This window comes from Myxococcus sp. AB056, assembly GCF_006547365.1.
GTDB classification, from domain to species: Bacteria; Myxococcota; Myxococcia; order Myxococcales; family Myxococcaceae; genus Myxococcus; species Myxococcus virescens.
The window spans coordinates 12,688-35,502 of record NZ_VHLB01000091.1 but is presented as its reverse complement, the minus strand read 5'-3'; the positions used below and the strand labels follow the sequence as shown (position 1 = coordinate 35,502).

Here is a 22,815-nt window from a genome sequence, read left to right as displayed (position 1 = left end):
ACTTGGTCCCGCCCCTCGCGGAGCGCCTGCTCCAGCCGGCGCTCGGTGGGCATGGAGCTCGAGGCGCGCTACTGCGAAGCCGCGGCCCGCCGGCTGGAGCAGGCGCTCCGCGAGGGGCGGGACCAAGTCGCGTGATGCATCCAGCGGGGCGGTTGCACGCGGCTGCCCCGCTGGGCCATGCCGGCATCCCCAGCGGCGACTCCTCGTGCGACTACTCCTGCGCCGCGAGGATGCGCCAGGCGTTCACGTCAATCGCATAGGTGGCGCCTCCCTCCAGGGTGGGCGCCGTGCCGATGTCGCACTTTTTCGGGTTTGGGATGATGCTGACGAGCACAACCCCGGGGGAGGCCGGCGCTGTTGCGACCTCGTACGACTCGCGGCGATTGAGGCACTCATAGAGCGGTGTGGCGCCCTTGGGCAGCTTCCGGTCCCAGGGAAGGTAGTCCTCCATGGCGAGTTGGATGGCGCGCAGGGTGGTGCCGCTGATGACTTGCAGCCCCTCGGTTGGCATCGCGAGCGGGATTGCGAAGGCGGCAGCCTCTTCCGGTGGCGCATGCACCGGGCGCGGCGGCCGTTGGAACAGGGCGCATGCGGGCAGCACGCAAAGAAGGGGGAGCAGAACGCGCTTCATGGGGCCTCCGTGCGGGCCACGATTTCGGATGTGCATCGACACGCTCAGCCCTCAGTCATCCACCGCAGTGACGAGCCCGAGAGCCTTGTTCTCGTGCTTGATGATGCCCACCAGCTTCCAGTGCTTGCGTTGTCGGAGGTAGACCTCTCCGGGTTGCTCGCTGCCGAGATTCGGCACGAGCTTGGTGATGGTGCAGGCGCGGTCGAACTGGATGCGGATGGTCCAGATTTGCGTCTCGGCAAGCCGGTCCACGAGCGACAGTGACGAGGGAGCCCACGGGTGGCTGTGGAAGTCCCCGAGCACTATCGTTCGCCCTCTCGGGTCGGCGACGTAGCGAGGTGGGATGCACTTCTTCCTCTTCGAGGGGCCAACCGGTTCGGGCTCGCCCAGAGGTGAGGGCATGCTGGCGTGGTAGATGCCGCCGCAGTACTCCTGCCCATAGTCGCGCGCCATCGCGCGCGGCAGCTCCATGACGGCAGGGCAGAGTTGGTCGATGACCTCGTCCGCGTCGGAAGACGGGGTGATGGCTTCCCAGGGGCCTCGCACATGGACGTGTGGGCCCGAACGCCAATAGTTCCGCGTGCCACTCGGTTCAGGCGCCCCGGCGCAGCCGATGGCCATGCCGAGCGCTGCGACGCGTCCCAGTCGAGCTGCTGTCATGGACCCCTCCCGTCCGAAATCAGGAATTAGAGTCCATATATGCAAGCCTCTAAGTCATGACAATTCGGTTTCGCTGCTTTGGGAGGGTTTGCACCAACGCGGCACGAGGCCGGGCCGGTACACCCCGGCACCGATGCCCGCGCGGGAAGGAGGGGCATCCCTCCCGCGCGGGTGGTGCCGGACGTCAACGCAGTAAGAACAGCCCCGCCGGAGCACCATGCCCGGCGGGTGTGATGACGGCAGGCGGAAAGCCGCGCTTGGTGCCTCCCGCCACCACGACACCTCAGTCGTCGTGCCTGCCCAGGGAACAGATGTCCCGCGCTTGACCAGCAGCAGGGGCTCGCCGCACCAGCATTTCTCATCCGGGGCATAGGTGCGTGGGGCAGGGGCGGGGGCTTCGGGCTCGCCGCGCAGTTCCGAGGCGCGCAGCAGGCCGTTGAGCGCCGTCAACGCGCCGGTGAGCACCTCCGTGGGAATGGAGTCCTCGCCGGCGAGCTGCTCCTGAATGCTCCACTGGCCTTCCTCGAAGGCACGGAGGACAGCCAGGTCCCGCTCCATGCCGTTGAGGCGGCAGGGCATGCATCGCGCGCGTCCTAGGGCAGCGCACACGCACGGCGGCACTTCGCCCTGGCCGAGCGCATCCAGCATCTGGCGGCAGTCCACTGCGTTCAGCACCAGGGAGCGCCCATCGCCAGTGGCCACTTGCAGGGCAGCGTGCAGGACGACGCCCACGGAAACGGCGCCGGGCCCATGGACGACGCGCAGCTTGGCCTTGGAGTGCTTTTTCGGGGCGCTCACCGGGCACTCCCTGTCGTGCGCGCAGCGTCCTGGGCCGCGGACTCCCGTCCGGCGTCCGCGACGCGGCGGACCTCCGCGAGGGCCTTGTGGAAGGCGTGCAGCAAGGCGAGCCAGCCCTCGCCGCGGACGATGCCCGAGCCGCAATCCACCTCCCAGCGCTCGCCCGCCCCATCGAGGCGGCGGAACCCCAAGGTGAACTCGGCCGGCAGGAGGCTTCGGCGGGGCTGGGAGGATGGTGTTAAGCCGCCGCGGCCTTGGGCATCATCAGGCAGCTCAGCGGTACGGCTTGGTGAGTGTTTGGCTTTGGCCTTGCCGCTACGCCACGCCAGCGCCACGGCGCCATCAGCGGGAGCGGCACTGGCTCCACCCTCCGCCCGAATCCCCAGTGGGGACGGGCGGTTAGGATGTGACCCCGACAGGAATCGAACCTGTGGCCTGCGGTTTAGGAAACCGCCGCTCTATCCAACTGAGCTACGGGGTCGTGCTCTCAAGTCACTGCGCTTTCTGGAGGAAGTCCGCCAGAAAGGTCCATCCATGCCCCCTTAAAGCCGGGGCGCATGCACAGCGACGTGCGTTATAGCAGGCGGCCCGGCGCGCGCAACGCGCCAGCGTCACCGTTTCGAGCCTTCCGCCCCCTAGGGGCCCTGCCGGGCTCCCTCAGCGTGACGCGGGAACGTCCCGGAACCGGACCATGCGACCCCGCTTTCCGTCCCAGACGTTGAGTCGCAGACAGGCCAGCACGTCCCTGGGGTGCAGGGTGGTGGTGCGCGGATTCTGCAGCTCGGGGATGGCGGCCATGGCCTCCGGCAGCCGGTAGAAGGGGATGCGCGGGTTGAGGTGGTGGACGTGGTGGTAGCCGATGTTGCCGGTGAACCACGCCATGACGGGGCCGCAGGCCAGGTAGCTCGAAGCCTCCAGGGCCGCGCTCGCGTGCGTCCAGTCCTGGTCCTCGCGCAGCGCGACGTCCGGGAAGTTGTGCTGGGAGAAGAAGAGGTACGCCCCCAGCGCGTAGCCGATGGACAGCGGCAGCACCATCGCCGTGAGGTACACGCCCAGGCCCCCGAAGTGGAACACCGCCGCGCTGATGGCCACGTGGAGGAGCACGGCGAAGCCCGCGCTCCAGTAGCGCAGCGGGTGCTTCACGAACGGCACGATGCACAGCCCTCCCAGGAACGCGAGCGGGTACGCGAAGACCATCACGAGCGGATGCCGCTCCACCACGTAGGCCAGCCGCTCCAACGCCGTGGCCTCACGCCACTGCTGCGCCGTCCAGGTGGTGAACGTCCCCGACGCGGAGGCAGCCAGCCGCGCCGTGTTCGCATGGTGGTGGTTGTGCGACTCGGTCCAGACGCGCGGCGGCGTGAGCAGCAGCACCGCGTGGGTGTGGAACAGGGCCTTCGCGAGCCGCGAGCCCGACAGCAGTGAGCCGTGCAGGTAGTCGTGGACCAGGATGAAGGAGCGGATCATCACCAGCGCTTGCACCACGCTGCCCACGACGCGCAGGGGCCACCAGGAGGGAAGGGCGGCGAGCGCGATGGCGCCCAGCAGGGCCGCGAAGGTGGAACCCACTTCCCACCAACTCCGCCGCGTGTCCTGCGTGGCGAAGGGCCGCGTGCGGGCGATGAGGTTCCGCTCGGCATCTCGGGAGAGTGAGGTGAAGGCGCTGCTGCGGGTCGCGGAGTCCATTCGGAAGTCCAGGGCTGGCACGGCGGCGGCTGCCGTCGATTCGAGTCCCTGGAACCATGCCCGCCCACTGTCATGCGACCGTCATGGGCGGTGCTATTGGCAGACACCCCTCACGGATGTCGCGATGCGTTGGAGGCCGCGCTGCCCCGTCCGGCCCATGGGGCCCGACGGGGCATGGCTCCTCGTCACGAGCGATGCTTGTTGGCCCGGAACTCGCTGGCCCACTGCTCGACGATGGATGCCACCTGCTCACGCTCGGAGCGCTGCGAGGTCGGAATCACCGAGCTCTGGGCCAACTGCAGGACCGGCGGGCTGTCGCTACTGGGCGTCGGGACCACGGGGCTGGCGCCCTTCTTGCGGACCCAGACGCGGGGACCCTCGCTGGGGCGCACGGGCTCCGGGGTGACGGCGGTCTCCGGTGCCTCCGAAGAAGACTCGCGGCGCTTCCGGCCCAGGATGACGTCCGGAATGCTGTTCGGCGCGGCGTCTTCCGTCCACGCGTGGTGCAGGCGGCCGGAGGCCACCATGAGGCGCCGCTTCTGGTAGTGGGCCGCGCAGTAGCCCAGGCTGCGCACCGGCCGCTTGCAGCCGATGACGGCGCAGGCCCGGGCTTCCGGGGCGGCTTCTTCCTCGGCGGTGTCGTGGGGCCCCGCATCCAGGGTCGCGAGCGACGATGCCAGGGCGTCCAGGGCCGCGTTCGGCAGCTCACGCCGCGGCTGGCGCCGGAGGCCGCTGGGGGACAGGCTCTCCGCGATGCGCAGAAGCGTCTCCGTCAGCGGCGACAGTTGCCCGGCGAGTTCCTCGGCCAGCACGGTGCGGAACGCGCGTTCCAGTGGCGGCAAGGACGAAGCGGGAACGCGAGTGGTTCGCGTGGAGTGATGAGACGGGGCGGAACGAAGGCTACGGGGTCTTGGCATGTGGATGAGTGCCTGTGGTCGCTGCCGGTTGCTTCAGGGGACCGTGGAGCGGACGGCCGTTGCGTTAGCACACCTGTGGCCGACCGCCCAGGACAGCCTGTCAAAGGGCTCGTGAGTGGATGTTTCGCGGCGATAACCCAAGCGGTGCGTCCCCATGTCAACACGGCCCACGTCCATTCAATCCCGAGCCGCGCCCGCACCTTCGAGGTATGTCGGAATCCTACCTGTCGAGTGGTCGGCATGACTTCCGGGGAGTGCGCTTCTTCCTCGGCTGAAACAGGCTACTGCGGCAGGATGCGCGTGTCGTGCAACTTCACTGAGAGGATTTGCCCGTGCGAAACATCTCGACTGTCGCGGTGTCCGTGGTCGCTGCTGGTTTCCTGGTGGCCTGTGGTGAGGGCGTGGATCTGAATGAAGAAGGTGCGATTCCCCCCACCCCGGAAGCCGCGCAGGAGGCTGTCTCCGCGCCCGCCGAGGTGTCCGCGCAGGCGTGCACGACGCTGTACCGTCCCCGGATCACCACCTACTGGACGTCCTTCCCCATCGAAATCGAGGGGCAGGTGGGCCGGTGCACGACGGCCAGTGACTGTACCGTGACGTGTGTCGGCGAGACGTCGCAGTACGCCATCAACTCCCAGTTCTTCTACTGCACCTATTGCCCCTGACGTGACGTCTCCGCGCTCCACGCCGGAAGCACTCGGCGTGGATGCGCTGGCCTGCTTCTTGGGTCGCAACTGTCCGTCCGCGTGCGCGGCGGCGAGCAGGAAGGGAAGGGCGCGCGCTCCCTTGCGGTGGCCGTCGATGAAGACGGGCGCGCGGGCCGGTGCTTCGTCGCCCTCTCCGAGGTGGGGTTGGCCCAGGACCCGAGCGCTCCAGCCGGGCAGCTTCACCTGCGCCACTCCGTCATGCGACTCCGCTTCCGGCCAGTTCGGCCCCATATCGAACATACGGAGCGGTGCCGAAAACGGGTCTTTGGATTAGGGGTTCTCTTCGAATTAACCGCTAGGGCCCAAGCTGTCTCGGGGCTTGGAACGCGGGAGTCTGGCCGGTACAACGCGCCCCTGGGCCCGCGGGCATGTCGTCCTGGCCCCGGCTGTCATGATCGCGAACCTCCATAACGCCGACATCCCCCAGCCCGTGCTGGACGTCATCGCGCGGCTGCGCGAACTGGGCCACGCCGTCTACCTGGTGGGTGGCTGCGTCCGGGACATGGTGCGCCTGGTCCACCCCAAGGACTTCGACGTGGCCACCAGCGCGCTGCCGCAAGAAGTCCAGGGCGCCTTCCGCAAGGTCATCCCCACGGGCATCCAGCACGGCACCGTCACCGTCCTCCAGAATGGCACTCACGTGGAGGTGACGACGTTCCGCTCGGAGGGGGATTACCTCGACGGCCGCCGGCCCAGCTCGGTGGCCTTCGAGCGCGACATCGTCAAGGACCTGTCCCGGCGCGACTTCACCATCAACGCGATGGCCTACAACCCGCTGGACCGCGAGCTGGTGGACCCGTTCGGTGGACAGTCGGACCTCCGGGCGCAGCTCATCCGCTGCGTGGGCTCCGCGCAGGAGCGCTTCTCCGAGGACGGCCTGCGGCCCTTGCGCGCCGTGCGCTTCGCCGCGGTGCTCGGCTTCGCGCTCGATGCCGCCACCCGCGCCGCCATTCCCGCCACGCTCGGCGTCTTCCGCAAGGTCGCGCTGGAGCGGGTGCGTGAGGAACTGGTGAAGCTCCTCCTGTCCCCCCGGGCGGAGAGCGGACTGCTGTTGCTCGCGGACACCGGGCTTCTGGACGTGTTCCTTCCGGAGCTGGCGCGCGCGGAAGCCTCGGCCGCCGCATCCGTCCGGGCCGCGGTGCAGGCCTCGCCGCTGGAGGTGGAAGTCCGCGTCGCGGTGCTGCTGGCCGATCTGGTGGACCGAGCTCAGGCGCGCGACATCGGCCTGCGGCTGAAGTTCCCCAACAAGGTGGCGGACCTGGTGGCGCTGCTCGTCGAACACGCGAAGGCGGAGACGCGGGTGGGGGAGCCGGACGCCGCGCTTCGCCGGCTCCTGGCTCGCCTGGGCCCGCCGCAGCTTCCGCTGTGGGCCGCGGTCGTTCGCGCCCGGGTCGGAGTCCGCCAGCCGGACGCGCTCCCAGCGGTGGAGGCGCTCATCGCCCGCGTGGAGGCGCTCGCCGCCGCGAAGCCGCCATTGACGGCGAAGGACCTGTCGCTGACCGGAGGAGACATCATGGCCGCCCTGGGCGTGGGGCCTTCCCCCATCGTGGGCGAGGCCACCCGGTTCCTCGTCGAGTCCGTCCTGGATGATCCGAGCCTGAACACGGCCGACGCCCTGCGGCAGCGGTTGCAGGCGTGGCAGGCGCAGGCTGCTCGCTGAGCCGGCGGGCTGCGGGAGTGACGGGGGGCGGGAAAGGGCGCCCTCCGTGTCCTCCCCGCGTGCGCCCGGACGCGCGGGCGTGTAGGAAGGAGCACCATGCGAGTCGTCGTTGCGATGAGCGGCGGGGTGGATTCCTCGGCCGCGGCTGCCCTGCTCAAGGAGCAGGGCCACGAGGTCATCGGTATCACCCTGCGCGTCTGGTCCTACGAGGGCAAGGCGACGTGTGGGAGCTGCTGCAGCCCGGATGACATCGATGACGCGCGGGCCGTGGCCCAGACGCTGGGGATTCCCTTCTACGTGGCCAACGCGGAGGAGATCTTCCAGGACCGGGTCATCAACCCCTTCGTCCAGTCATACCTGGGCGGGCGCACGCCCATCCCCTGCGTCGCCTGCAACCGGGACGTGAAGTTCAACTTCCTCCTCAAGCGTGCCCGCGCGCTCGGCGCCCGGCTGGCCACGGGCCACTACGCCCGCGTGGAGGAGGTGGACGGCCGCTTCGTCCTGCGTCGCGCCGTCGATACCGCCAAGGACCAGAGCTACTTTCTCTTCACGCTCGGTCAGGACGAGCTGCGCGACATCCTCTTCCCCGTGGGCGGCATGACGAAGGCGGAGGTCCGCGCCGTCGCGGAGCGGCACGGCCTGGTCACCAGCCAGAAGCCGGAGAGCATGGAGATCTGCTTCGTGCCGGACGGCGACTACGCGGGCTTCGTGGAGAAGGTCGCCGGGCCGCAGCCGGCCGGGGACATCGTGGACACCGAGGGCAACGTGCTCGGTACCCACCAGGGCATCCACCGCTACACCGTGGGCCAGCGCAAGGGGCTCAACCTGGGGGGCGGCGAGATTCGCTACGTCCACCGGCTGGAGCCGGAGACGCAGCGCGTGGTGGTGGGCCCCGCCGAGGGCACCGGCCGTGACAACTTCGGTCTGCTCCAACCCCACTGGGTGGACGGGCCGCCTCCGGCCAGTCAGCCGGTGGAGGTCCGCATCCGGCACCGCCACGCGGGCGCGCAGGGGCGGGTGCATGTTTCGCCGCACGGGCTCGTCTCCGTGAAGCTGGACGCGCCCGCGCGCGCCGTCACCCCCGGGCAGGCCGCGGTGGTCTACGATCAGGACCGCGTGCTCGGCGGCGGTTGGATTGTCTGACCCCGCGTTGCCTCGGAGGGTGCGGCACATGGCGCAGCGCCTCGTGGGATGTCTGCTCGCGGTCGTCACCATCTTCGCGGCCGCTGGCTGCAAGGAGCGCTCGGACAAACCCGTCGCGGGGCTGCTCGCCGCCGGTGCGCCGGTGCTGCGCGCGGAAGGCAAGCAGTGGCGGCCCATCGCCGTCGGCTCGCAGTTGCTGGGGCATGACGAGCTGAAGGCCACCGGCCCCGCGGTGCTGGAGTTCTTCGGCGGTGGCCTGCGCTTCCTGGAGAAGGGCGACACGCTGGAGGTGGGCGAAGCGGACGAGGCGAAGCTCCATGGCGTCAACCTGCCGTCCCGCCACATTGTCGAGGGCAAGCTCCAGGAGGCGCCGCGCCCGCTGCGCATCATCGCCGCGCGCTACACCCAGGTGCAGGTGACGCCCGCGAGCGCCCAGCAGGAAGACCCGTACAGCTCCAAAGGCTACTTCGCCGCCTTCTTCACGCCCAACGGGCTGTCGCCCAACAAGACCCCTGACGAACCGTCGCGGGATGGTCCTCGCAAGCCGCTGCCGCCTCCGCCACACCGCCCCCGCGTGCCCCACATCCACGCAGGCAACCTGGGTGAGGGCGGTCTGGTGGCCACCGTGGAGGATGGCTTCATCGTGGCGGAGACGGACGACCTGGCCACCGCCGTGCTGCTGGAAGGGGGCGACGTGCCACTGGGCCGCACGGTACGACTGATGGTGCCCGCCGGCGCGGAGGTGGTCCTGCGCACGCAGCAGGGCCGCAAGATTGAAGTCGAAGGGCCCGCGGACGTCCGGTTGCGGTGAGGGGATGGGGAGGGCGGTTTGTCCTTTGGGGGCCCGCTTCGGTAGAGTCCCCGGTCGCCCAGCGGGAGGTGTGCATGACGCGCAGTGAGCTCATCGAGCGCATCGTGGAGCGTGCCACGCATGTTCCACGGCGTGAGGTGGAGGCCATCGTCCACGCCGTCTTCGAGGAAATGTCCCAGGCCCTGATCGCCGGACGGCGAATCGAGCTGCGGGGCTTCGGCGTCTTCTGTGTCCGCACGCGCCGGGCTCGCACCGGCCGTAACCCCAAGACGGGCCAGCGCGTGTCGGTGCCCGCGCGGCGCACGTTGTCCTTCGCCGCCGGAAAGGACTTGCGCGAGCGGCTCAATGCCCCACCCGCCATGGCGGCTTCCCCCGTTCCGGATACCCCACCCGGGGAGGTGCTGTCGCCGCTGCCGCTCGCCGCGGGGGCCTCGTTCTCCGTGCCCGTCACGGGTTGACGGTGAGGCTTGGAGTCGTTCCGCGAATTTGACCGGCTCAGGGGTGGGGCGTACTTTGCCCTCCATGCCGTCGCTACAGGCCGCAACACGGATTTCGTGTGGCCGTTGCGACCGCGCCCGAGGACTTTCAAGCCATGCGTGATGCTCACCGGATGAAGGAGAAGTTCGACGTCTCTCTGGACAACCGGCAGATCGTCAGCCTGCTCATCGCCGGCATAGTCGTGATGGGCGCTGTCTTCGTGCTGGGGGTCGTCGTCGGCAAGAAGCTCGCGGGCAACGCGGATGCCGTGGCCGCGCCGGACCTGCTCTCCGCGTTGGATGCCAACGCGCAGGCGCTGCAGAACGTGCAGCAGGAGCAGCCGCTCACCTTTCCGGACGAGCTGACCCGCAAGGCCGCTGCCGAGCCGGTGGCCCCGCCGCAGCCCAAGCCCGTGGTCGCCAAGGCTCCGCCGCCGACGGAGAAGCCCGCCGCCGCGAAGCCGCCCGAGCCGAAGCCGGCGGCCGCGCAGCGCGCCGCGCTGGCGCCCACGCCGGACCCGGACACGGGGGAGCTGCCGCCGGAAGAGCCCAAGGCCGAGCCGGAGCGCGTCGTGGTCGCCGAGGCCCCCACCGCTCCGACTCCCGCGAAGGCCGTGCCGGTGTCGGGCAAGGTGGAGGCGTCCGCCGTCCCCACGCGCACCACCACCACGGAGGGTGGCGGTCTGAAGGAGGCCATTGCCCGCGCCACCCAGCGGCCGGCGCAGCCCGCCTCGCCGCCCGCGCAGGCCGTGAAGGGCGGGGCCTTCACGCTCCAGCTCTCGGCGTTCCAGGACAAGCAGGAAGCCGACCGCTTCGCCGCTCGGTTGCGTGATCGGGGCTATGCCCCCTATATCCTGACGGCCGAAGTGGCCGGTAAGGGCACGTGGTACCGCGTCCGCATGGGAAGCTTCGCCTCCCGGGATGCGGCCACCCGGTATCTCTCAGACTTCAAGCGTGAGACTTCGCTCGACGCATTCGTGGCCGGCACGAACTAGAGCGGGATGAGGAAGACGGGAAGCGCCATGACGACGACGAAGCGGGTGGAGAAGCCCTGGGGATACGAACTCATCTGGGCTCACACCGAACGCTACGTGGGCAAGCTGCTGCACGTGAAGCAGGGCCACAAGCTCAGCCTGCAGTTCCACAACCGCAAGGATGAGACCATCCACGTGCAGAGCGGCAAGCTGCTCTTCGTCGTCGACGAGGGCCAGGGGCTCATCGAGAAGGAGATGCTCCCCGGTGAGAGCTACCACATCAAGCCGCTCACCAAGCACCGCATGGTGGCGCTGACCGACTGTGACATCCTCGAGGTCAGCACCCCGGAGCTGGACGACGTGGTCCGGCTCGAGGACGCCTACGGGCGCACTGGCACCAGCAACCCGTAGCCGCTGTCCACCTCGGCGGCCCGCCTATTCGCGGGCCGTGTTGTTCGGGTTGCGGGTCCACTTGTCCACCGTGCCGTCCCCGTCCAGGTCCTCGCCGATGCGATCCACCTGGCCACCTTCCCAGTACTCCCAGTAGTCGATGCGGCCGGTCGCGCGCGTGTCGCGCTCCTTGCGCACCAGCTTGCCGCCTTCGTAGTAGGTGAAGCTGTCCGGGCGGCCATCACCATTGGTGTCGCGCTCGCGGCGCGTGTTGACGCCCTTCTCGTGGAAGTAGGTGGCGTCCACGCGCCCGTCGAAGTCCAGGTCCATCGACTCACGCGCCTTGTCGCCGTTGGCGTCGAAGTAGCGCGTCAGGTCCACGCGGCCGTCCCAGTTCAGGTCCAGCTCCTGGCGCACCTTCCGCCCGTCCACCGTGTAGGTCCACACGTCCGGGCGGCCGTCGCCGTTGGCGTCCTGCTGAGCGACTTCCTCGTTGGCCCCGGCTTCCGGGCGGATGGGCTCCCCGGCGTGCCGGCCCCGCGCGGCGCCCGCGCCATCCTGCTCCGCGGACTTGCTACTGGCGCAGCCAGCCAGGGCCCACGAGGTCATGAGGCCCAGGAAAATCAACTGCTTGTAGCGTGGCATTGAGAACTCCCAGTGTCTGGGGGCCGCCTGGCGACGTCATTCGCACGAGATGCTTTCGCGCGACACGTCATTTCATATATTTTCACATATCGCCATGGCCCGAAAGAAAGTCAGCACCACCATCTACATCACCCCGGAGCAGAACGAGCTCCTCAAGGCGCTGAACCAGAAGACGAAGGTGCCCGTGGCCGAGTACATCCGCCAGGGCATCGACCTGGTCCTGGAGAAGTACAAGGCGCAGTTGCCGGGGCAGTCGACGTTCGACGAGCTGTGAGAGAGAGGCGTGACGTGAAGAGCATGCGTGGGAAGCGGGTAGCGGTCCTGGGCGGCGCCGGCTTCGTCGGGTCGCACCTGTGTGAGCGTCTTCTGAATGACGGCGCGGCGGCGGTCATCGCCGTGGACAACCTCATCACTGGCAACGAAGAGAACCTGCGCACGCTGAACGGGCGGCCGGGCTTCTCCTTCGTCAAGGCGGACATCACCGAGCGCATCCCGGTGGAAGGGCCGCTGGACTACGTCTTCAACATGGCCTCGCCGGCCTCGCCCATCGACTATGCGCAGCTCCCGCTGGAAACGCTGCGCGTGGGCTCCATTGGCACGGAGAACGGGCTGAAGTTGGCGGAGGCGAACAAGGCGGTGTTCCTGATGGCCTCCACGTCGGAGGTATACGGGGATCCGCTGGTGCATCCGCAGCGCGAGGACTACTGGGGCAACGTGAATCCCATTGGCCCCCGGTCCGTGTACGACGAGGCCAAGCGCTATTCGGAGGCCATCACCGCGGCCTACGGGCGCACCAAGGGCGTGCAGGTCCGCATCGTCCGCATCTTCAACACCTACGGTCCGCGCATGCGCCTCAATGACGGCCGCGTGGTGCCGGCCTTCGTGGGCCAGGCCCTCAAGGGCGAGGACTTCACCGTCTTCGGGGACGGCAGCCAGACGCGCTCGTTCTGTTACGTGAAGGACCTGGTGGACGGGCTGGTCCGGCTGATGCTGTCGGATGAGCCGAACCCGGTGAACATCGGCAACCCCCGGGAGATGACCATCCGTCAGTTCGCGGAGGCTGTGCGCGCGGCGGCGGGCGGGGGCGGGAGCATCATCGAGAAGCCGCTGCCCAAGGATGATCCGAAGCAGCGTCAGCCGGACATCACCCGGGCTCGGACGCTGCTGGGCTGGGAGCCGAAGGTGCCGCTGGAAGAGGGTCTTCGGGAGACCATTGCCTGGTTCCGAGAGGTTGCCGGCACGAAGCCCCCGGCATAGTTTGCCGGCGCGAAGATCCTGCATGGCCTGCAGGCGGGAGGTTGCGTGAAGGTCCTGGTGACAGGTGGCGCGGGCTTCATTGGCTCGCATGTGTGCGATGAGTTCCTGCGCGGTGGTCACGACGTCATCGCGTTGGATGACCTGTCCGGCGGCAAGCGGGAGAACCTGGACCCGCGTGTGCGCCTGGCGGTCCACGACATCCGCAGCCGCGAGGCGTCGGAGCTCATCAAGTCCGAGAAGCCCGACGTGCTCTGCCACCTGGCGGCGCAGATGGACGTGCGCCGCAGCGTGGACGACCCGAGCTTCGACGCGGACGTGAACATCCGCGGCATGCTCAACCTGCTGGAGGCCGCCCGCGTCTCCGGGGTGAAGAAGGTCATCTTCAGCTCCACCGGCGGCGCCATCTACGGCGAGCAGGACGTGTTCCCCGCGCCGGAGAGCCACCCCACGCGGCCCATTTCTCCGTACGGGGTCTCCAAGGCGTCCGGTGAGCTGTACCTGGGCTACTACCGGGCGCAGTACGGCCTGCCCTACGTGGCGCTCCGCTACGCCAACGTCTACGGCCCGCGGCAGAACCCGCACGGCGAGGCGGGCGTGGTGGCCATCTTCAGCCAGCGGCTGATCGCCGGTCAGGGCTGCACCATCTTCGGCGAGGGCAAGCAGACTCGCGACTTCGTCTTTGGTCCGGACGTGGCCCGCGCCAACCGGCTCGCCTTCGAGAACGACTACGTGGGCGCCATCAACATCGGCACGGGCGTGGAGACGGACATCAACCGCCTCTATGCGCTGCTGGCCGAGGCGGCGGGCTCCAGCGCCTCCGTCGCCCACGCGCCCGGCAAGCCGGGGGAGCAGATGCGCTCCTGCGTGGACAACGCGCTGGCCAAGAAGGTGCTTGGCTGGGAGCCGAGCGTCGACGTGCGCGAGGGCCTGCGCCGTACCCTTGAGTACTTCCGTCAGAAGGCCGGCGCGCCCGCTCGCGCGCACGGCTGAGCGGCGTCCAGCACCCCCGCTGGCGGCCGAGGCGGGGGAGGGCGGTACCCCTTCCCACGGACATACCCGGGCCGGCCCTGAGGGCCGGGGACCGGGCGTGCCGGGAGGGGGCTCAGGGCCTGTCCCAGGGGAGTTCGCCCGGGACGGGTGCTGATGACTGGGGAACAAACAAGCTCCCCCGGTGGGTTGCTCATCGGGCGTACGCGTGCGCGTAGATTTTCGCGCGATTCCCTGTTACGCACGCCCGCTTCTTCCGACGAGCGCCCTGAACATGCCGGCTGAAAACGCGCATATCCGCAACTTCTGCATCATCGCCCATATCGACCATGGAAAGTCGACGCTGGCGGATCGTCTCCTCGACAAGACGGGGACTCTGACCAAGCGCGAGGCGCAAGCCCAGTTCCTCGACAACATGGCCATCGAGCGCGAACGGGGCATCACCATCAAGGCCCAGTCCGTGCGGATGAACTACACCGCGAAGGACGGCAAGCAGTACGTCCTCAACCTCATCGACACGCCGGGACACGTCGACTTCGCCTACGAGGTCAGCCGCAGCCTGGCCGCGTGCGAAGGCGCGCTCCTGGTCGTGGATGCGACGCAGGGCGTGGAGGCCCAGACGCTGTCCAACGTCTACATGGCGCTGGACCACAACCTGGAAATCATCCCGGTCATCAACAAGATCGACCTGCCGAGCGCGGACGTGGATCGCACGCGCGCGGAGATTGAAGACGTCATCGGCATCGATGCGTCCGTCGCCGTGCCGTGCTCCGCCAAGGAAGGCATCGGCATCCAGGACATCCTGGAGTCCGTCGTGCAGAACGTGCCGCCTCCGAGCGGCTCCGCGGACGCGCCGCTCAAGGCGCTGATTTTCGACTCCTGGTACGACAACTACCGGGGCGTGGTGACGCTGGTGCGCGTGCTGGAAGGCACGCTCAAGCTGAAGCAGAAGATCAAGCTGTTCAGCAACAACAAGGTCTTCGAGGTCCAGGAGCTGGGCGTGTTCAGCCCGTTCTCCCGCCCGGTGCCGCAGCTCATCGCGGGCGAGGTGGGCGTGCTCGTGGCCAACGTGAAGGAGCTGCAGGACGCCAAGGTCGGTGACACCGTCACCGAGGAGTCGCGTCCCACGGACGAGCCGTTCCCGGGCTTCCAGGAAGTGAAGCCCATGGTGTTCTCCGGCATCTTCCCGGTGGACTCCGCGGACTACGAGAACCTGCGCGACGCGCTGGCGAAGCTGGTGCTCAACGATTCGGCGTTCACCTATGAGCCGGAGTCGTCCACCGCGCTGGGCTTCGGCTTCCGCTGCGGCTACCTGGGCCTGCTGCACATGGAGATCGTTCAGGAGCGCCTGGAGCGCGAGTACAACCTGAACCTCATCACCACCGCGCCCAGCGTGGTGTACCGCATCACCACCAACAAGGGTGAAACGCTGCTGGTGGACAACCCGGCCAAGCTGCCGCCGGTTCAGCACATCGAGAAGTTCGAGGAGCCCATCCTCACCTGCCACATCCACGTCCCCAACGACCACCTGGGCGCCATCCTCAAGCTGTGCCAGGAGCGCCGCGGTGTGCAGAAGGACATGAAGTACCTGGGCAGCAGCGGTCAGCGCGTGCAGGTCACCTACGAGATGCCGCTGGCGGAGGTCGTGTTCGACTTCTTCGACAAGCTCAAGAGCGTCTCGCGCGGCTACGCCAGCCTCGACTACGAGCTGGCCGGCTACATCGAGTCCGACCTGGCCCGGCTGGACATCCTCATCAACGGGGACCCGGTGGACGCCCTCAGCGTCATCGTGCACCGCGAGCGCGCCTACCTGCGCGGCCGCGAGGTGTGCCAGAAGCTGAAGGAGGTCATCCCGAAGCAGATGTACGAGGTCGCCATCCAGGCGGCGATTGGCGCGAAGATCATCTCGCGTGAGACCATCTCCGCCATCCGGAAGAACGTGCTCGCCAAGTGCTACGGTGGTGACATCAGCCGCAAGCGCAAGCTCCTGGAGAAGCAGAAGGAGGGCAAGAAGCGCATGAAGCAGGTCGGAACGGTGGAGATTCCGCAGGAAGCCTTCCTCGCGGTCCTCAAGTCGGAGCAGTAGCCCATGAACGCGGCCATGCCTTCCGCCACCCCTCCCGCGAAGCTCTCCGAGGCGATGGCGGCCCGCCGCACGCCGGAGATGCTTCGCGCCCGCAATGTGCTGGTGTGGCGCGAGCGCCTCACCAGCCTCTGGGCTCCGTTGATCATCCTGGCGCTGCTGTACGTGCCGTACACGGTGATCATCGAGTACTCGCGCGCGTCCGCCGCGTGGGCCCAGCCGGTGATGAAGGGACTGGGGCTGCTGCTGGTTCTCTACTTCGTGGCCCTGCTGGTGTGGCGCAACGTCTCCCCCAAGGAGAAGGCGCTGCGCGGCGTGCGCCACGATGCGAACGAGCTGCTGGAGGAGAACGAGCGCATCCTCCGCAAGCCTGGCGTGAGCGCGAAGGTGGCGGGGCCGGTGCTGGACCGCATCGCCGAGCAGGCGCTGCGCGTGGAGCAGGCCTCCGCCGCGGGTGACGCGGAGCAGCTGCGCACCGAGGTGAAGGGCCTGGAGGCGTTGACCGCGCAGCATCTGGGCGCGTTCCGCAAGCAGTCCGCCATGGACTTCCTGGGCGGATTCGGCAAGGCGCTGTTGGTGGCGCTGGTGTTCCGCACCTTCATCGTGGAGCCGTACCGGATCCCCTCCGGCTCCATGCTGCCCACGCTGGAGATTGGCGACCAGGTCTTCGTCAACAAGTTCATCTACGGCGTGCGGCTGCCGTTCCTCAACTACGTGCCGTTCGTCATCGTCCGGCCGCCGGAGCGTGGAGACGTCATCGTCTTCAACAACCCGGTGAACGAGTCGGTGGACTACATCAAGCGCGTGGTCGGCGTGCCGGGCGACGTGGTGGAGTTCATCAACGGCGTCGTCCACATCAACGGCCAGCCGCAGAAGCGCGAGCTCGTCTCCAACGAGTTCACCGTCCACAACATCACCGACGACGGGCGCTGGTACGACCAGCAGGAGACCCTCTACGAGGAGAACCTGTCCGGCGTGACGCACGCCGCGTTGCAGACGCTGCCGCGCATGCCGCGCCGGGAAGGTCCCTACGAAGTCCCCCCGGGCCACGTCTTCGCCGTGGGTGACAACCGGGACAACAGCGCGGACAGCCGCCACGGCCTGGGCGTCACCGGGTACGGCAAGGCGGAGTACGTCCCCTACGGCCACATCAAGGGCAAGGCCATGGTGGTGTGGCTTTCGCTGGGCTATCACGGGCTGCTGCACGGCCTGTTCGGTGGCACGGGCCTCCGCGTGGATCGGTTCTTCGAACCGGTCCGTTGAGGCGTTCGCTGGAAGCAGGCAGGCGGCCGCGCCGCGCACGACGCTTGACGTGCCGCACGCCCCGGGGTACGCGGCGCCCCCGGCCATGAGACACCTGCTTGGAATCGAAGGCTGGCGCCGGGACGAGCTGGAGTCACTGCTCGACCGGGCGAAGGCACACCTCCCCGGCGGTCCCGACACCACCCACCTGCTTCGCGGCAAGGTGGTGGCGAATCTCTTCTTCGAGGACTCCACCCGGACCCGAACGTCGTTCCACATGGCGGCGAAGGGGCTGGGGGCCAGTGTGCTCAACTGGACTCACACCGGCTCCTCGGTGTCCAAGGGTGAGACGCTGCTGGACACCGCCCGCAACATCGAAGCGACGGGGCCGGTGGCCATCGTCATGCGTCACCGCTCGTCCGGAGCGCCGCACCTGGTGGCGAAGCACGTGAAGTGCGCCGTCATCAACGCGGGGGATGGCACGCACGAGCACCCCTCCCAGGCGCTGCTGGACGCCTTCACGCTGCGCCAGCGCTGGGGCTCGCTGGACGGGCGCACGGTGCTCATCGTGGGCGACGTGCTGCACAGCCGCGTGGCCCGCTCCAACCTGCACTGCCTCAAGGCGCTGGGCGCCCACGTGGTGATGTGCGGCCCGCCCACGCTGATGCCGCCGGGGCTGGAGGCGCTGGGCGCGGAGGTGACGCACAACCTGGACGCGGCGCTCCCTCGCGCGGACGCGGTGATGTGCCTGCGCGTCCAACTGGAGCGGCAGGAGCAGGCGTTCCTGCCGTCCACGCGTGAATATGCACGGCTGTTCGGCCTCAACGCGGCCCGCGAGGAGCGGATGAAGGCGGGCGCGGTGGTGATGCACCCGGGCCCCATCAACCGGGGCGTGGAGCTGGCGCCGGCGGTGGCGGATGGCGCCCGCAGCGTCATCCTGGAGCAGGTGTCCAACGGCGTCGCCGTGCGGCGGGCCATCCTGGAGGTGTGTACGGCATGAGCTCCACAGTGCTCTTCAGGCGGGGGCGTGTCATCGACCCTCGCAACGGGGTGGACGGCGTCCGCGACGTGCTGGTCCGCGACGGCAAGGTGGTGGAGGTGTCGGAGACCCTGCTGCCCGTGCCCTCCAGCGCCGAGGTGGTGGATGCCACCGGCAAGTGGGTGCTGCCGGGCTTCATCGACCTGCACGTCCACCTGCGCGAGCCGGGCGAGGAGGGCAAGGAGACGGTCCTCACCGGCTGCCGCGCCGCCGTGGCGGGTGGTTTCACCGCGGTGGTGGCCATGCCCAATACCAAGGTGGTCAACGACAACGCGATGGTGACGGAGCTGGTGCTGAACCGCGCCCGCGCCGCGGGCCTGTGCCATGTCTATCCCGCCGGGGCCATCACCAAGGGCCTCAAGGGCGAGGAGCTGGCGGAGATGGGCGAGCTGGTGTCCGCCGGCTGCGTGGCCATCACCGACGACGGCCGCCCGGTGATGAACGCGTCGCTGATGCGGCGCACGCTCCAATACGCCACCCAGTTCGACGTGCCCGTCATGGTCCACGAAGAGGACCTGACGCTGTCTGCGGGCGGGGCCATGCATGAAGGCACCACGTCCACGCGGCTGGGCCTGCGCGGCATCCCTGCTTCTGCGGAGGTGGCCATGGTGGCGCGAGATCTGGTGCTGCTGGAGGAGACGAAGGGCCGGCTGCACGTGGCGCACGTGTCCTGCGAGGGCAGCGTGCGGCTCATTCGCGAGGCCAAGCGCAGCGGTCTGCGCGTCACCTGCGAGGTGGCGCCACACCACTTCATCCTGGATGACCGCGCGGTGGGGGACTATGACACCCACGCGAAGATGGCCCCGCCGCTGCGCGCGGACACCGATGTGCAGGCCCTGCGCGAGGCGCTGGTGGACGGGACGGTGGACGCCATCGCCACGGACCATGCGCCGCACGGGGTGTTGGACAAGCAGGTGGAGTTCGAGAAGGGCATCAACGGCATCGTGGGGCTGGAGACGGCCCTGGGGCTGACGCTGGAGCTGGTGCATGCGGGCGTGCTCACCGCGAACCGCGCGGTGGAGCTGCTGACGCACGGGCCCGCGAAGGCGTTCGGCCTGCCGGGCGGTCACCTGGCGCCTGGAGCGCCAGCGGACGTCACGGTGGTGGATCCGGACGCGGAGTGGACGGTGGATGCCCACCAGTTCCATTCCCGCAGCCGGAATACACCGTTCCACGGCCGGAAGCAGAAGGGTCGCGTTATCCAGACGTGGGTCGCGGGCCACAAGGTGTTCGACAAGGGCCAGGTCGGCCAGAGCAAGGAGTCGCGGTGATGACGAAGCGGGCAGTGCTCGCCCTGGCGGATGGCACCACGTTCGAAGGCCGTGCGTTTGGCGCGGTGGGCGAAACGGTGGGTGAAGTGGTGTTCAACACGACCATGTACGGTTACCAGGAGGTCCTCACGGACCCCTCGTACGTGGGCCAGATTGTCACCATGTCGTACCCGGAGATTGGCAACGTCGGCGCCAACCTGGAGGACGAGGAGGGCTCCCGGGTGCACGCGGTGGGCATGGTGGTGCGCGCCCTCAGCGCGCAGCCGTCCAACTGGCGCGCGAAGGAGTCGCTGGACGCGTACCTGAAGCGCAACGGCGTCGCCGGCATCGAGGGCATCGACACCCGCCGCCTGGTGCGCCACCTGCGCACGCACGGCGCGCAGATGGGCGTCATCTCCAGCGAGGGCCTGTCCCCCGAGGCCCTGGTGGAGCGTGCCCGCTCCGCGCGCGGCATGGAGGGCCTGGACCTGGCCACGGGCGTGTCCACGAAGGAGGCCTACACCTTCACCCAGCCCTCGCCGAACATCTTCACCGGCCTGGGCGAGGTGCAGGTGCCGGCCGAGCCCCGCTTCGACGTGGTGGCCTACGACTACGGCCTGAAGAAGTCGATGCTGCACTTCCTGGTGGACGTGGGCTGCCGCGTGACGGTGGTGCCGGCCAACACCTCGGCGGAAGAGGTGCTGGCGCGCAAGCCGAACGGCGTCTTCCTGGCCAACGGCCCTGGAGACCCGGCGGCGGTGAAGGGCGCGGACCGCACCGTGGCGGCGCTGCTGGGCAAGGTGCCGGTGTTCGGCATCTGCCTGGGGCATCAAATCATGGCGCTGGCCCTGGGCGGCCGGACGTACAAGATGAAGTTTGGCCACCGGGGCGGAAACCAGCCGGTGAAGGACCTCACGACGGGCAAGGTGGAAATCACCGCGCAGAACCACGGCTTCGCCGTGGATGACGCCAGCCTCAAGGGCCTGGCCGTCGTGACGCACATCAACCTCAACGACGGCACGGTGGAGGGCCTGGCCGTCCCGGACGCGCGGGCCTTCAGCGTGCAGTACCATCCCGAGGCCTCGCCCGGCCCCCATGACGCGCGCTATCTCTTCGACAGGTTCGCGAAGCTGATGGCGGGGTAGGATGGCACCACCGAATATGACCTCGTCGCTGTCACCGCTCTCCTATCAGCCGTATCTGGATCAGCTCATCGCCTTTGGCAGTGCCGAGTCGCGCAAGGAGGACCTGCTCCAGGCCAAGGCGGAGTACTTCCGTCTGACGGGCGAGGTCTTCGAGGACGACAAGCTCTTCGAACTGCGGATGGCGTCCTTCCTGGACTTCTACCTCTATGACCGCGTCTCGCCGCTGACGAACAAGACGCCGGCCACGGAGTTCTACGAGCAGCGCCTGGCCGGCTCCGCGCCCGAGGAGGCCAACGCCTTCCGGAGCTTCACGGAGACGGTCCATGGCCTCTTCGAGGTCCGCAAGCTGGGCAAGGGCGAGGTCCGTCTGCGCGAGCTGTACTCGGGCAAGGACTTCGACGTGACGGAGCGCCGCCACGTCGCGGGGCTGGAGACGGGGGACATCATCGAGGCGCGCCTCATTCCCTTCGGTGGGCACCTGCTGTTCTCCTCCGCGTTCTGCTACCACCCCCGCATGGCCGTGAAGGCCATCAAGGCGGAGGTGAAGCGCCGAAAGAAGAAGGAGCCGGACCGCACGCCCAACGAGCTGGTGTGGGAGTGCGCCCGCCGTGCGCTCAACATGGAGCGCTACCGGCAGCTCGCCGTGGAGAAGATCTACGACTTCGAGCAGAAGGTCCTCTGAGCCCGCTGGCCGCGGAGCCCCGGTGACGGCAAGTCCCGGGGCCCCCACGGGCCCGCTCAGATGCGGTGGATGCTCATCAGGTTGGTGTTGCCCGGGACGTTGAGCGGGACACCGGCCACCACCACCACGGGCGTGCCGGGCGCGCAGAGCTTCTCCTTCCGGCACAGCTGACGCACCTGGGAGAGCATGGCGTCCGTGGTGGACACGCGCGCCACCTGCATGCCCGTCACGCCCCAGTAGAGCGCCATTCGATTCACCGCCATCTCGCTCGGCGTGAGGGCGATGATGCGGGCGTGGGGCCGGAACTCGGAGATGAGGCGCGCGGTGTGGCCGCTCTCCGTGTAGGCGACGATGGTGCCAATGCCCAGCTGCGTCGCCGCCGCGACGGCCGCCGCGGCCACGCCGGTGCCCAGGTCCTCGGAGCGCTCGAAGGGGGAGTGGTGCTGGTGCTTCACCACACCGCGCTCCGTCTCCTCCACGATGCACGCCATGGTGGACGCCGCTTCGATGGGGTACTTCCCCGCGGCCGTCTCGCCCGACAGCATGACGGCGTCCGCTCCGTCGAGGATGGCGTTGGCCACGTCGGACACCTCGGCGCGGGTGGGGCGCGCGTTGGCCACCATGCTCTCCAGCATCTCCGTGGCGACGATGACGAGCCCGCCCATGCGGTTCACCGCGCTCACCATGTGCTTCTGGATGGCCGGCAGGCGCTCCAGGGGCATCTCCACGCCCAGGTCGCCACGCGCCACCATGATGCCGTCCGCCACGGCGGCAATCTCTTCCACGCGCTCCACCGCCTGGGGCTTTTCAATCTTCGCGATGAGGGGCGTCTTCAGCTTCGCCACGTGCGCGCGCGCCTTCTTGATGTCCTCGGGCGTGCGGACGAAGGACAGCGCCACGTAGTCCACGCCCACCTCCTGGCCAAAGGCCAGGTCCACCGCGTCCTTGCGGGTAATCGTGGGCACCGACATGGGCGAGCCGGGCAGGTTGAGGCCCTTGTGATTCTTGAGCACGCCGCCCACCTCCACGCGGCACTGCACGTCCTGCCCTTGGACGCGCAGCACCCGCAGCCGCACGCGCCCGTCATCCAGGAGGATTTCGTGGCCCTTGGCCACGTCCTTCACCAGCGTCTTGATGGGGGTGGGGATGACGCCGTCCTGGCCCAGGACGTTGCGCGTCGTCACCGTGACGGACTGGCCCTGCTTCACCAGCAGTTGCCCCCCGTCGAAGCGGCCCAGGCGTATCTTCGGCCCCTGGATGTCCTGGAGGATGGCCACCGGCGCGCCCAGGCGCTTCGCGACCTTGCGGATGGTTTCCACCCGGCGGCGGTGCTCCTCGTGCGTGCCGTGCGAGAAGTTCAGCCGCGCCATGTTCATGCCCGCGCGGATCAACCCTTCGATGACCTCAGGCGTGTCCGAAGCGGGGCCCAGGGTGCAGATGATTTTCGCCTTGCGCATAGGGCTGCGCATCCTAGGCGCCCGGGGGCCCGGCTTGACAGCCTTGCGCCCGCGGGACTAACTCTTCTGCCGACGCGGGCCTCTCACCAGGCGCCGCGGAGCCTTTGCGCTCTCGATGGCAGAGAGAGAAAGCCCGGCATCCCTGGGAGGGGGGGCCGGGCTTTCTTGCAGGGGC

At 68.7% G+C, this 22,815-nt stretch carries 24 protein-coding genes and 1 tRNA gene; 16 read left to right on the top strand and 9 right to left on the bottom strand.

From position 1 onward, the window contains the following. Positions 1 to 211: 211 nt before the first annotated feature. From FMP39_RS29955 to FMP39_RS29925, 7 genes are all read right to left on the bottom strand, one after another. A complete protein-coding gene (locus FMP39_RS29955) occupies positions 212 to 631 on the bottom strand; it encodes a hypothetical protein (protein ID WP_141593518.1) in 420 nt (139 codons plus the stop codon). A gap of 51 nt (positions 632 to 682) precedes the next feature. Continuing rightward, positions 683 to 1,291, bottom strand: a complete 609-nt coding sequence (locus FMP39_RS29950) for a hypothetical protein (RefSeq protein ID WP_141593517.1) — start codon at positions 1,289 to 1,291, stop codon at positions 683 to 685. Positions 1,292 to 1,345: 54 nt separating this feature from the next. Beyond that, a complete protein-coding gene (locus tag FMP39_RS29945; RefSeq protein ID WP_141593516.1) occupies positions 1,346 to 2,089 on the bottom strand; it encodes a hypothetical protein in 744 nt (247 codons plus the stop codon). Beyond that, complete coding sequence (locus tag FMP39_RS29940) at positions 2,086 to 2,280, bottom strand: hypothetical protein (protein ID WP_141593515.1); 195 nt, start codon at positions 2,278 to 2,280, stop codon at positions 2,086 to 2,088. The genes FMP39_RS29945 and FMP39_RS29940 overlap by 4 nt, the downstream gene beginning before the upstream one ends. A gap of 216 nt (positions 2,281 to 2,496) precedes the next feature. Further along, a tRNA-Arg gene (locus FMP39_RS29935) sits at positions 2,497 to 2,570 on the bottom strand. A gap of 176 nt (positions 2,571 to 2,746) precedes the next feature. Further along, complete coding sequence (locus FMP39_RS29930) at positions 2,747 to 3,775, bottom strand: fatty acid desaturase (protein ID WP_141593514.1); 1,029 nt, start codon at positions 3,773 to 3,775, stop codon at positions 2,747 to 2,749. 185 nt (positions 3,776 to 3,960) lie between these two features. Then, positions 3,961 to 4,617, bottom strand: coding sequence for a cell wall protein (locus FMP39_RS29925; protein WP_141593513.1), 657 nt, complete (start codon positions 4,615 to 4,617; stop codon positions 3,961 to 3,963). Positions 4,618 to 5,024: 407 nt separating this feature from the next. Between FMP39_RS29925 and FMP39_RS29920 the strand changes: the two genes are divergently transcribed. The 7 genes from FMP39_RS29920 to FMP39_RS29890 all read left to right on the top strand — a co-directional run bounded on the left by FMP39_RS29920 (position 5,025) and on the right by FMP39_RS29890 (position 10,874). Continuing rightward, the gene (locus FMP39_RS29920) at positions 5,025 to 5,357 is read left to right on the top strand and encodes a hypothetical protein (RefSeq protein ID WP_141593512.1); all 333 of its coding nucleotides are present in this window, start codon (positions 5,025 to 5,027) and stop codon (positions 5,355 to 5,357) included. Positions 5,358 to 5,790: 433 nt separating this feature from the next. Further along, positions 5,791 to 7,059, top strand: a complete 1,269-nt coding sequence (locus FMP39_RS29915) for a CCA tRNA nucleotidyltransferase (RefSeq protein ID WP_141593511.1) — start codon at positions 5,791 to 5,793, stop codon at positions 7,057 to 7,059. A 96-nt stretch (positions 7,060 to 7,155) separates the two neighbouring features. Further along, the gene (gene mnmA / locus FMP39_RS29910) at positions 7,156 to 8,202 is read left to right on the top strand and encodes a tRNA 2-thiouridine(34) synthase MnmA (RefSeq protein ID WP_141593510.1); all 1,047 of its coding nucleotides are present in this window, start codon (positions 7,156 to 7,158) and stop codon (positions 8,200 to 8,202) included. 28 nt (positions 8,203 to 8,230) lie between these two features. Then, the gene (locus FMP39_RS29905) at positions 8,231 to 9,013 is read left to right on the top strand and encodes a hypothetical protein (RefSeq protein ID WP_194858617.1); all 783 of its coding nucleotides are present in this window, start codon (positions 8,231 to 8,233) and stop codon (positions 9,011 to 9,013) included. Positions 9,014 to 9,087: 74 nt separating this feature from the next. Further along, positions 9,088 to 9,471 carry an HU family DNA-binding protein gene (locus tag FMP39_RS29900; protein ID WP_141593509.1) on the top strand — a complete coding sequence of 128 codons (384 nt, stop codon included), beginning with the start codon at positions 9,088 to 9,090 and terminating at the stop codon, positions 9,469 to 9,471. A gap of 134 nt (positions 9,472 to 9,605) precedes the next feature. Beyond that, positions 9,606 to 10,484: an SPOR domain-containing protein gene (locus FMP39_RS29895; RefSeq protein ID WP_194858616.1), complete on the top strand. Its 879-nt coding sequence runs from the start codon at positions 9,606 to 9,608 to the stop codon at positions 10,482 to 10,484. A gap of 27 nt (positions 10,485 to 10,511) precedes the next feature. Further along, positions 10,512 to 10,874, top strand: coding sequence for a cupin domain-containing protein (locus FMP39_RS29890; protein WP_141593507.1), 363 nt, complete (start codon positions 10,512 to 10,514; stop codon positions 10,872 to 10,874). A gap of 24 nt (positions 10,875 to 10,898) precedes the next feature. On the opposite strand, the gene FMP39_RS29885 is transcribed toward FMP39_RS29890, so the two are convergent. Then, the gene (locus FMP39_RS29885; RefSeq protein ID WP_141593506.1) at positions 10,899 to 11,498 is read right to left on the bottom strand and encodes a hypothetical protein; all 600 of its coding nucleotides are present in this window, start codon (positions 11,496 to 11,498) and stop codon (positions 10,899 to 10,901) included. 94 nt (positions 11,499 to 11,592) lie between these two features. On the opposite strand from FMP39_RS29885, the gene FMP39_RS29880 reads away from it, so the two are divergent. The 9 genes from FMP39_RS29880 (at position 11,593) to FMP39_RS29840 (ending at position 21,183) form a co-directional block, all read left to right on the top strand. Then, on the top strand, positions 11,593 to 11,772 hold the full coding sequence (locus FMP39_RS29880; protein ID WP_002640579.1) for a ribbon-helix-helix domain-containing protein: 180 nt from the start codon (positions 11,593 to 11,595) through the stop codon (positions 11,770 to 11,772). Between the two features lie 23 nt (positions 11,773 to 11,795). After that, positions 11,796 to 12,755 carry a UDP-glucuronic acid decarboxylase family protein gene (locus FMP39_RS29875; RefSeq protein WP_141593519.1) on the top strand — a complete coding sequence of 320 codons (960 nt, stop codon included), beginning with the start codon at positions 11,796 to 11,798 and terminating at the stop codon, positions 12,753 to 12,755. A gap of 45 nt (positions 12,756 to 12,800) precedes the next feature. Further along, on the top strand, positions 12,801 to 13,745 hold the full coding sequence (locus tag FMP39_RS29870; protein WP_141593505.1) for an NAD-dependent epimerase/dehydratase family protein: 945 nt from the start codon (positions 12,801 to 12,803) through the stop codon (positions 13,743 to 13,745). A gap of 271 nt (positions 13,746 to 14,016) precedes the next feature. Continuing rightward, positions 14,017 to 15,828, top strand: coding sequence for a translation elongation factor 4 (gene lepA, locus FMP39_RS29865; RefSeq protein ID WP_141593504.1), 1,812 nt, complete (start codon positions 14,017 to 14,019; stop codon positions 15,826 to 15,828). A gap of 3 nt (positions 15,829 to 15,831) precedes the next feature. Then, on the top strand, positions 15,832 to 17,088 hold the full coding sequence (gene lepB, locus FMP39_RS29860) for a signal peptidase I (RefSeq protein WP_141593503.1): 1,257 nt from the start codon (positions 15,832 to 15,834) through the stop codon (positions 17,086 to 17,088). Positions 17,089 to 17,173: 85 nt separating this feature from the next. Further along, positions 17,174 to 18,067 carry an aspartate carbamoyltransferase catalytic subunit gene (locus FMP39_RS29855; protein ID WP_141593502.1) on the top strand — a complete coding sequence of 298 codons (894 nt, stop codon included), beginning with the start codon at positions 17,174 to 17,176 and terminating at the stop codon, positions 18,065 to 18,067. Then, positions 18,064 to 19,377, top strand: a complete 1,314-nt coding sequence (locus FMP39_RS29850) for a dihydroorotase (RefSeq protein ID WP_141593501.1) — start codon at positions 18,064 to 18,066, stop codon at positions 19,375 to 19,377. Before FMP39_RS29855 ends, FMP39_RS29850 begins: the two co-directional genes overlap by 4 nt. Then, the gene (gene carA, locus FMP39_RS29845) at positions 19,377 to 20,501 is read left to right on the top strand and encodes a glutamine-hydrolyzing carbamoyl-phosphate synthase small subunit (protein WP_141593500.1); all 1,125 of its coding nucleotides are present in this window, start codon (positions 19,377 to 19,379) and stop codon (positions 20,499 to 20,501) included. The genes FMP39_RS29850 and carA overlap by 1 nt, the downstream gene beginning before the upstream one ends. 16 nt (positions 20,502 to 20,517) lie before the next feature. Continuing rightward, on the top strand, positions 20,518 to 21,183 hold the full coding sequence (locus FMP39_RS29840; protein ID WP_090491433.1) for a hypothetical protein: 666 nt from the start codon (positions 20,518 to 20,520) through the stop codon (positions 21,181 to 21,183). A gap of 56 nt (positions 21,184 to 21,239) precedes the next feature. Here the strand turns inward: FMP39_RS29840 and pyk are convergent, their stop codons facing one another. Further along, positions 21,240 to 22,640 carry a pyruvate kinase gene (gene pyk, locus FMP39_RS29835; protein WP_141593499.1) on the bottom strand — a complete coding sequence of 467 codons (1,401 nt, stop codon included), beginning with the start codon at positions 22,638 to 22,640 and terminating at the stop codon, positions 21,240 to 21,242. Positions 22,641 to 22,815: the final 175 nt, after the last annotated feature.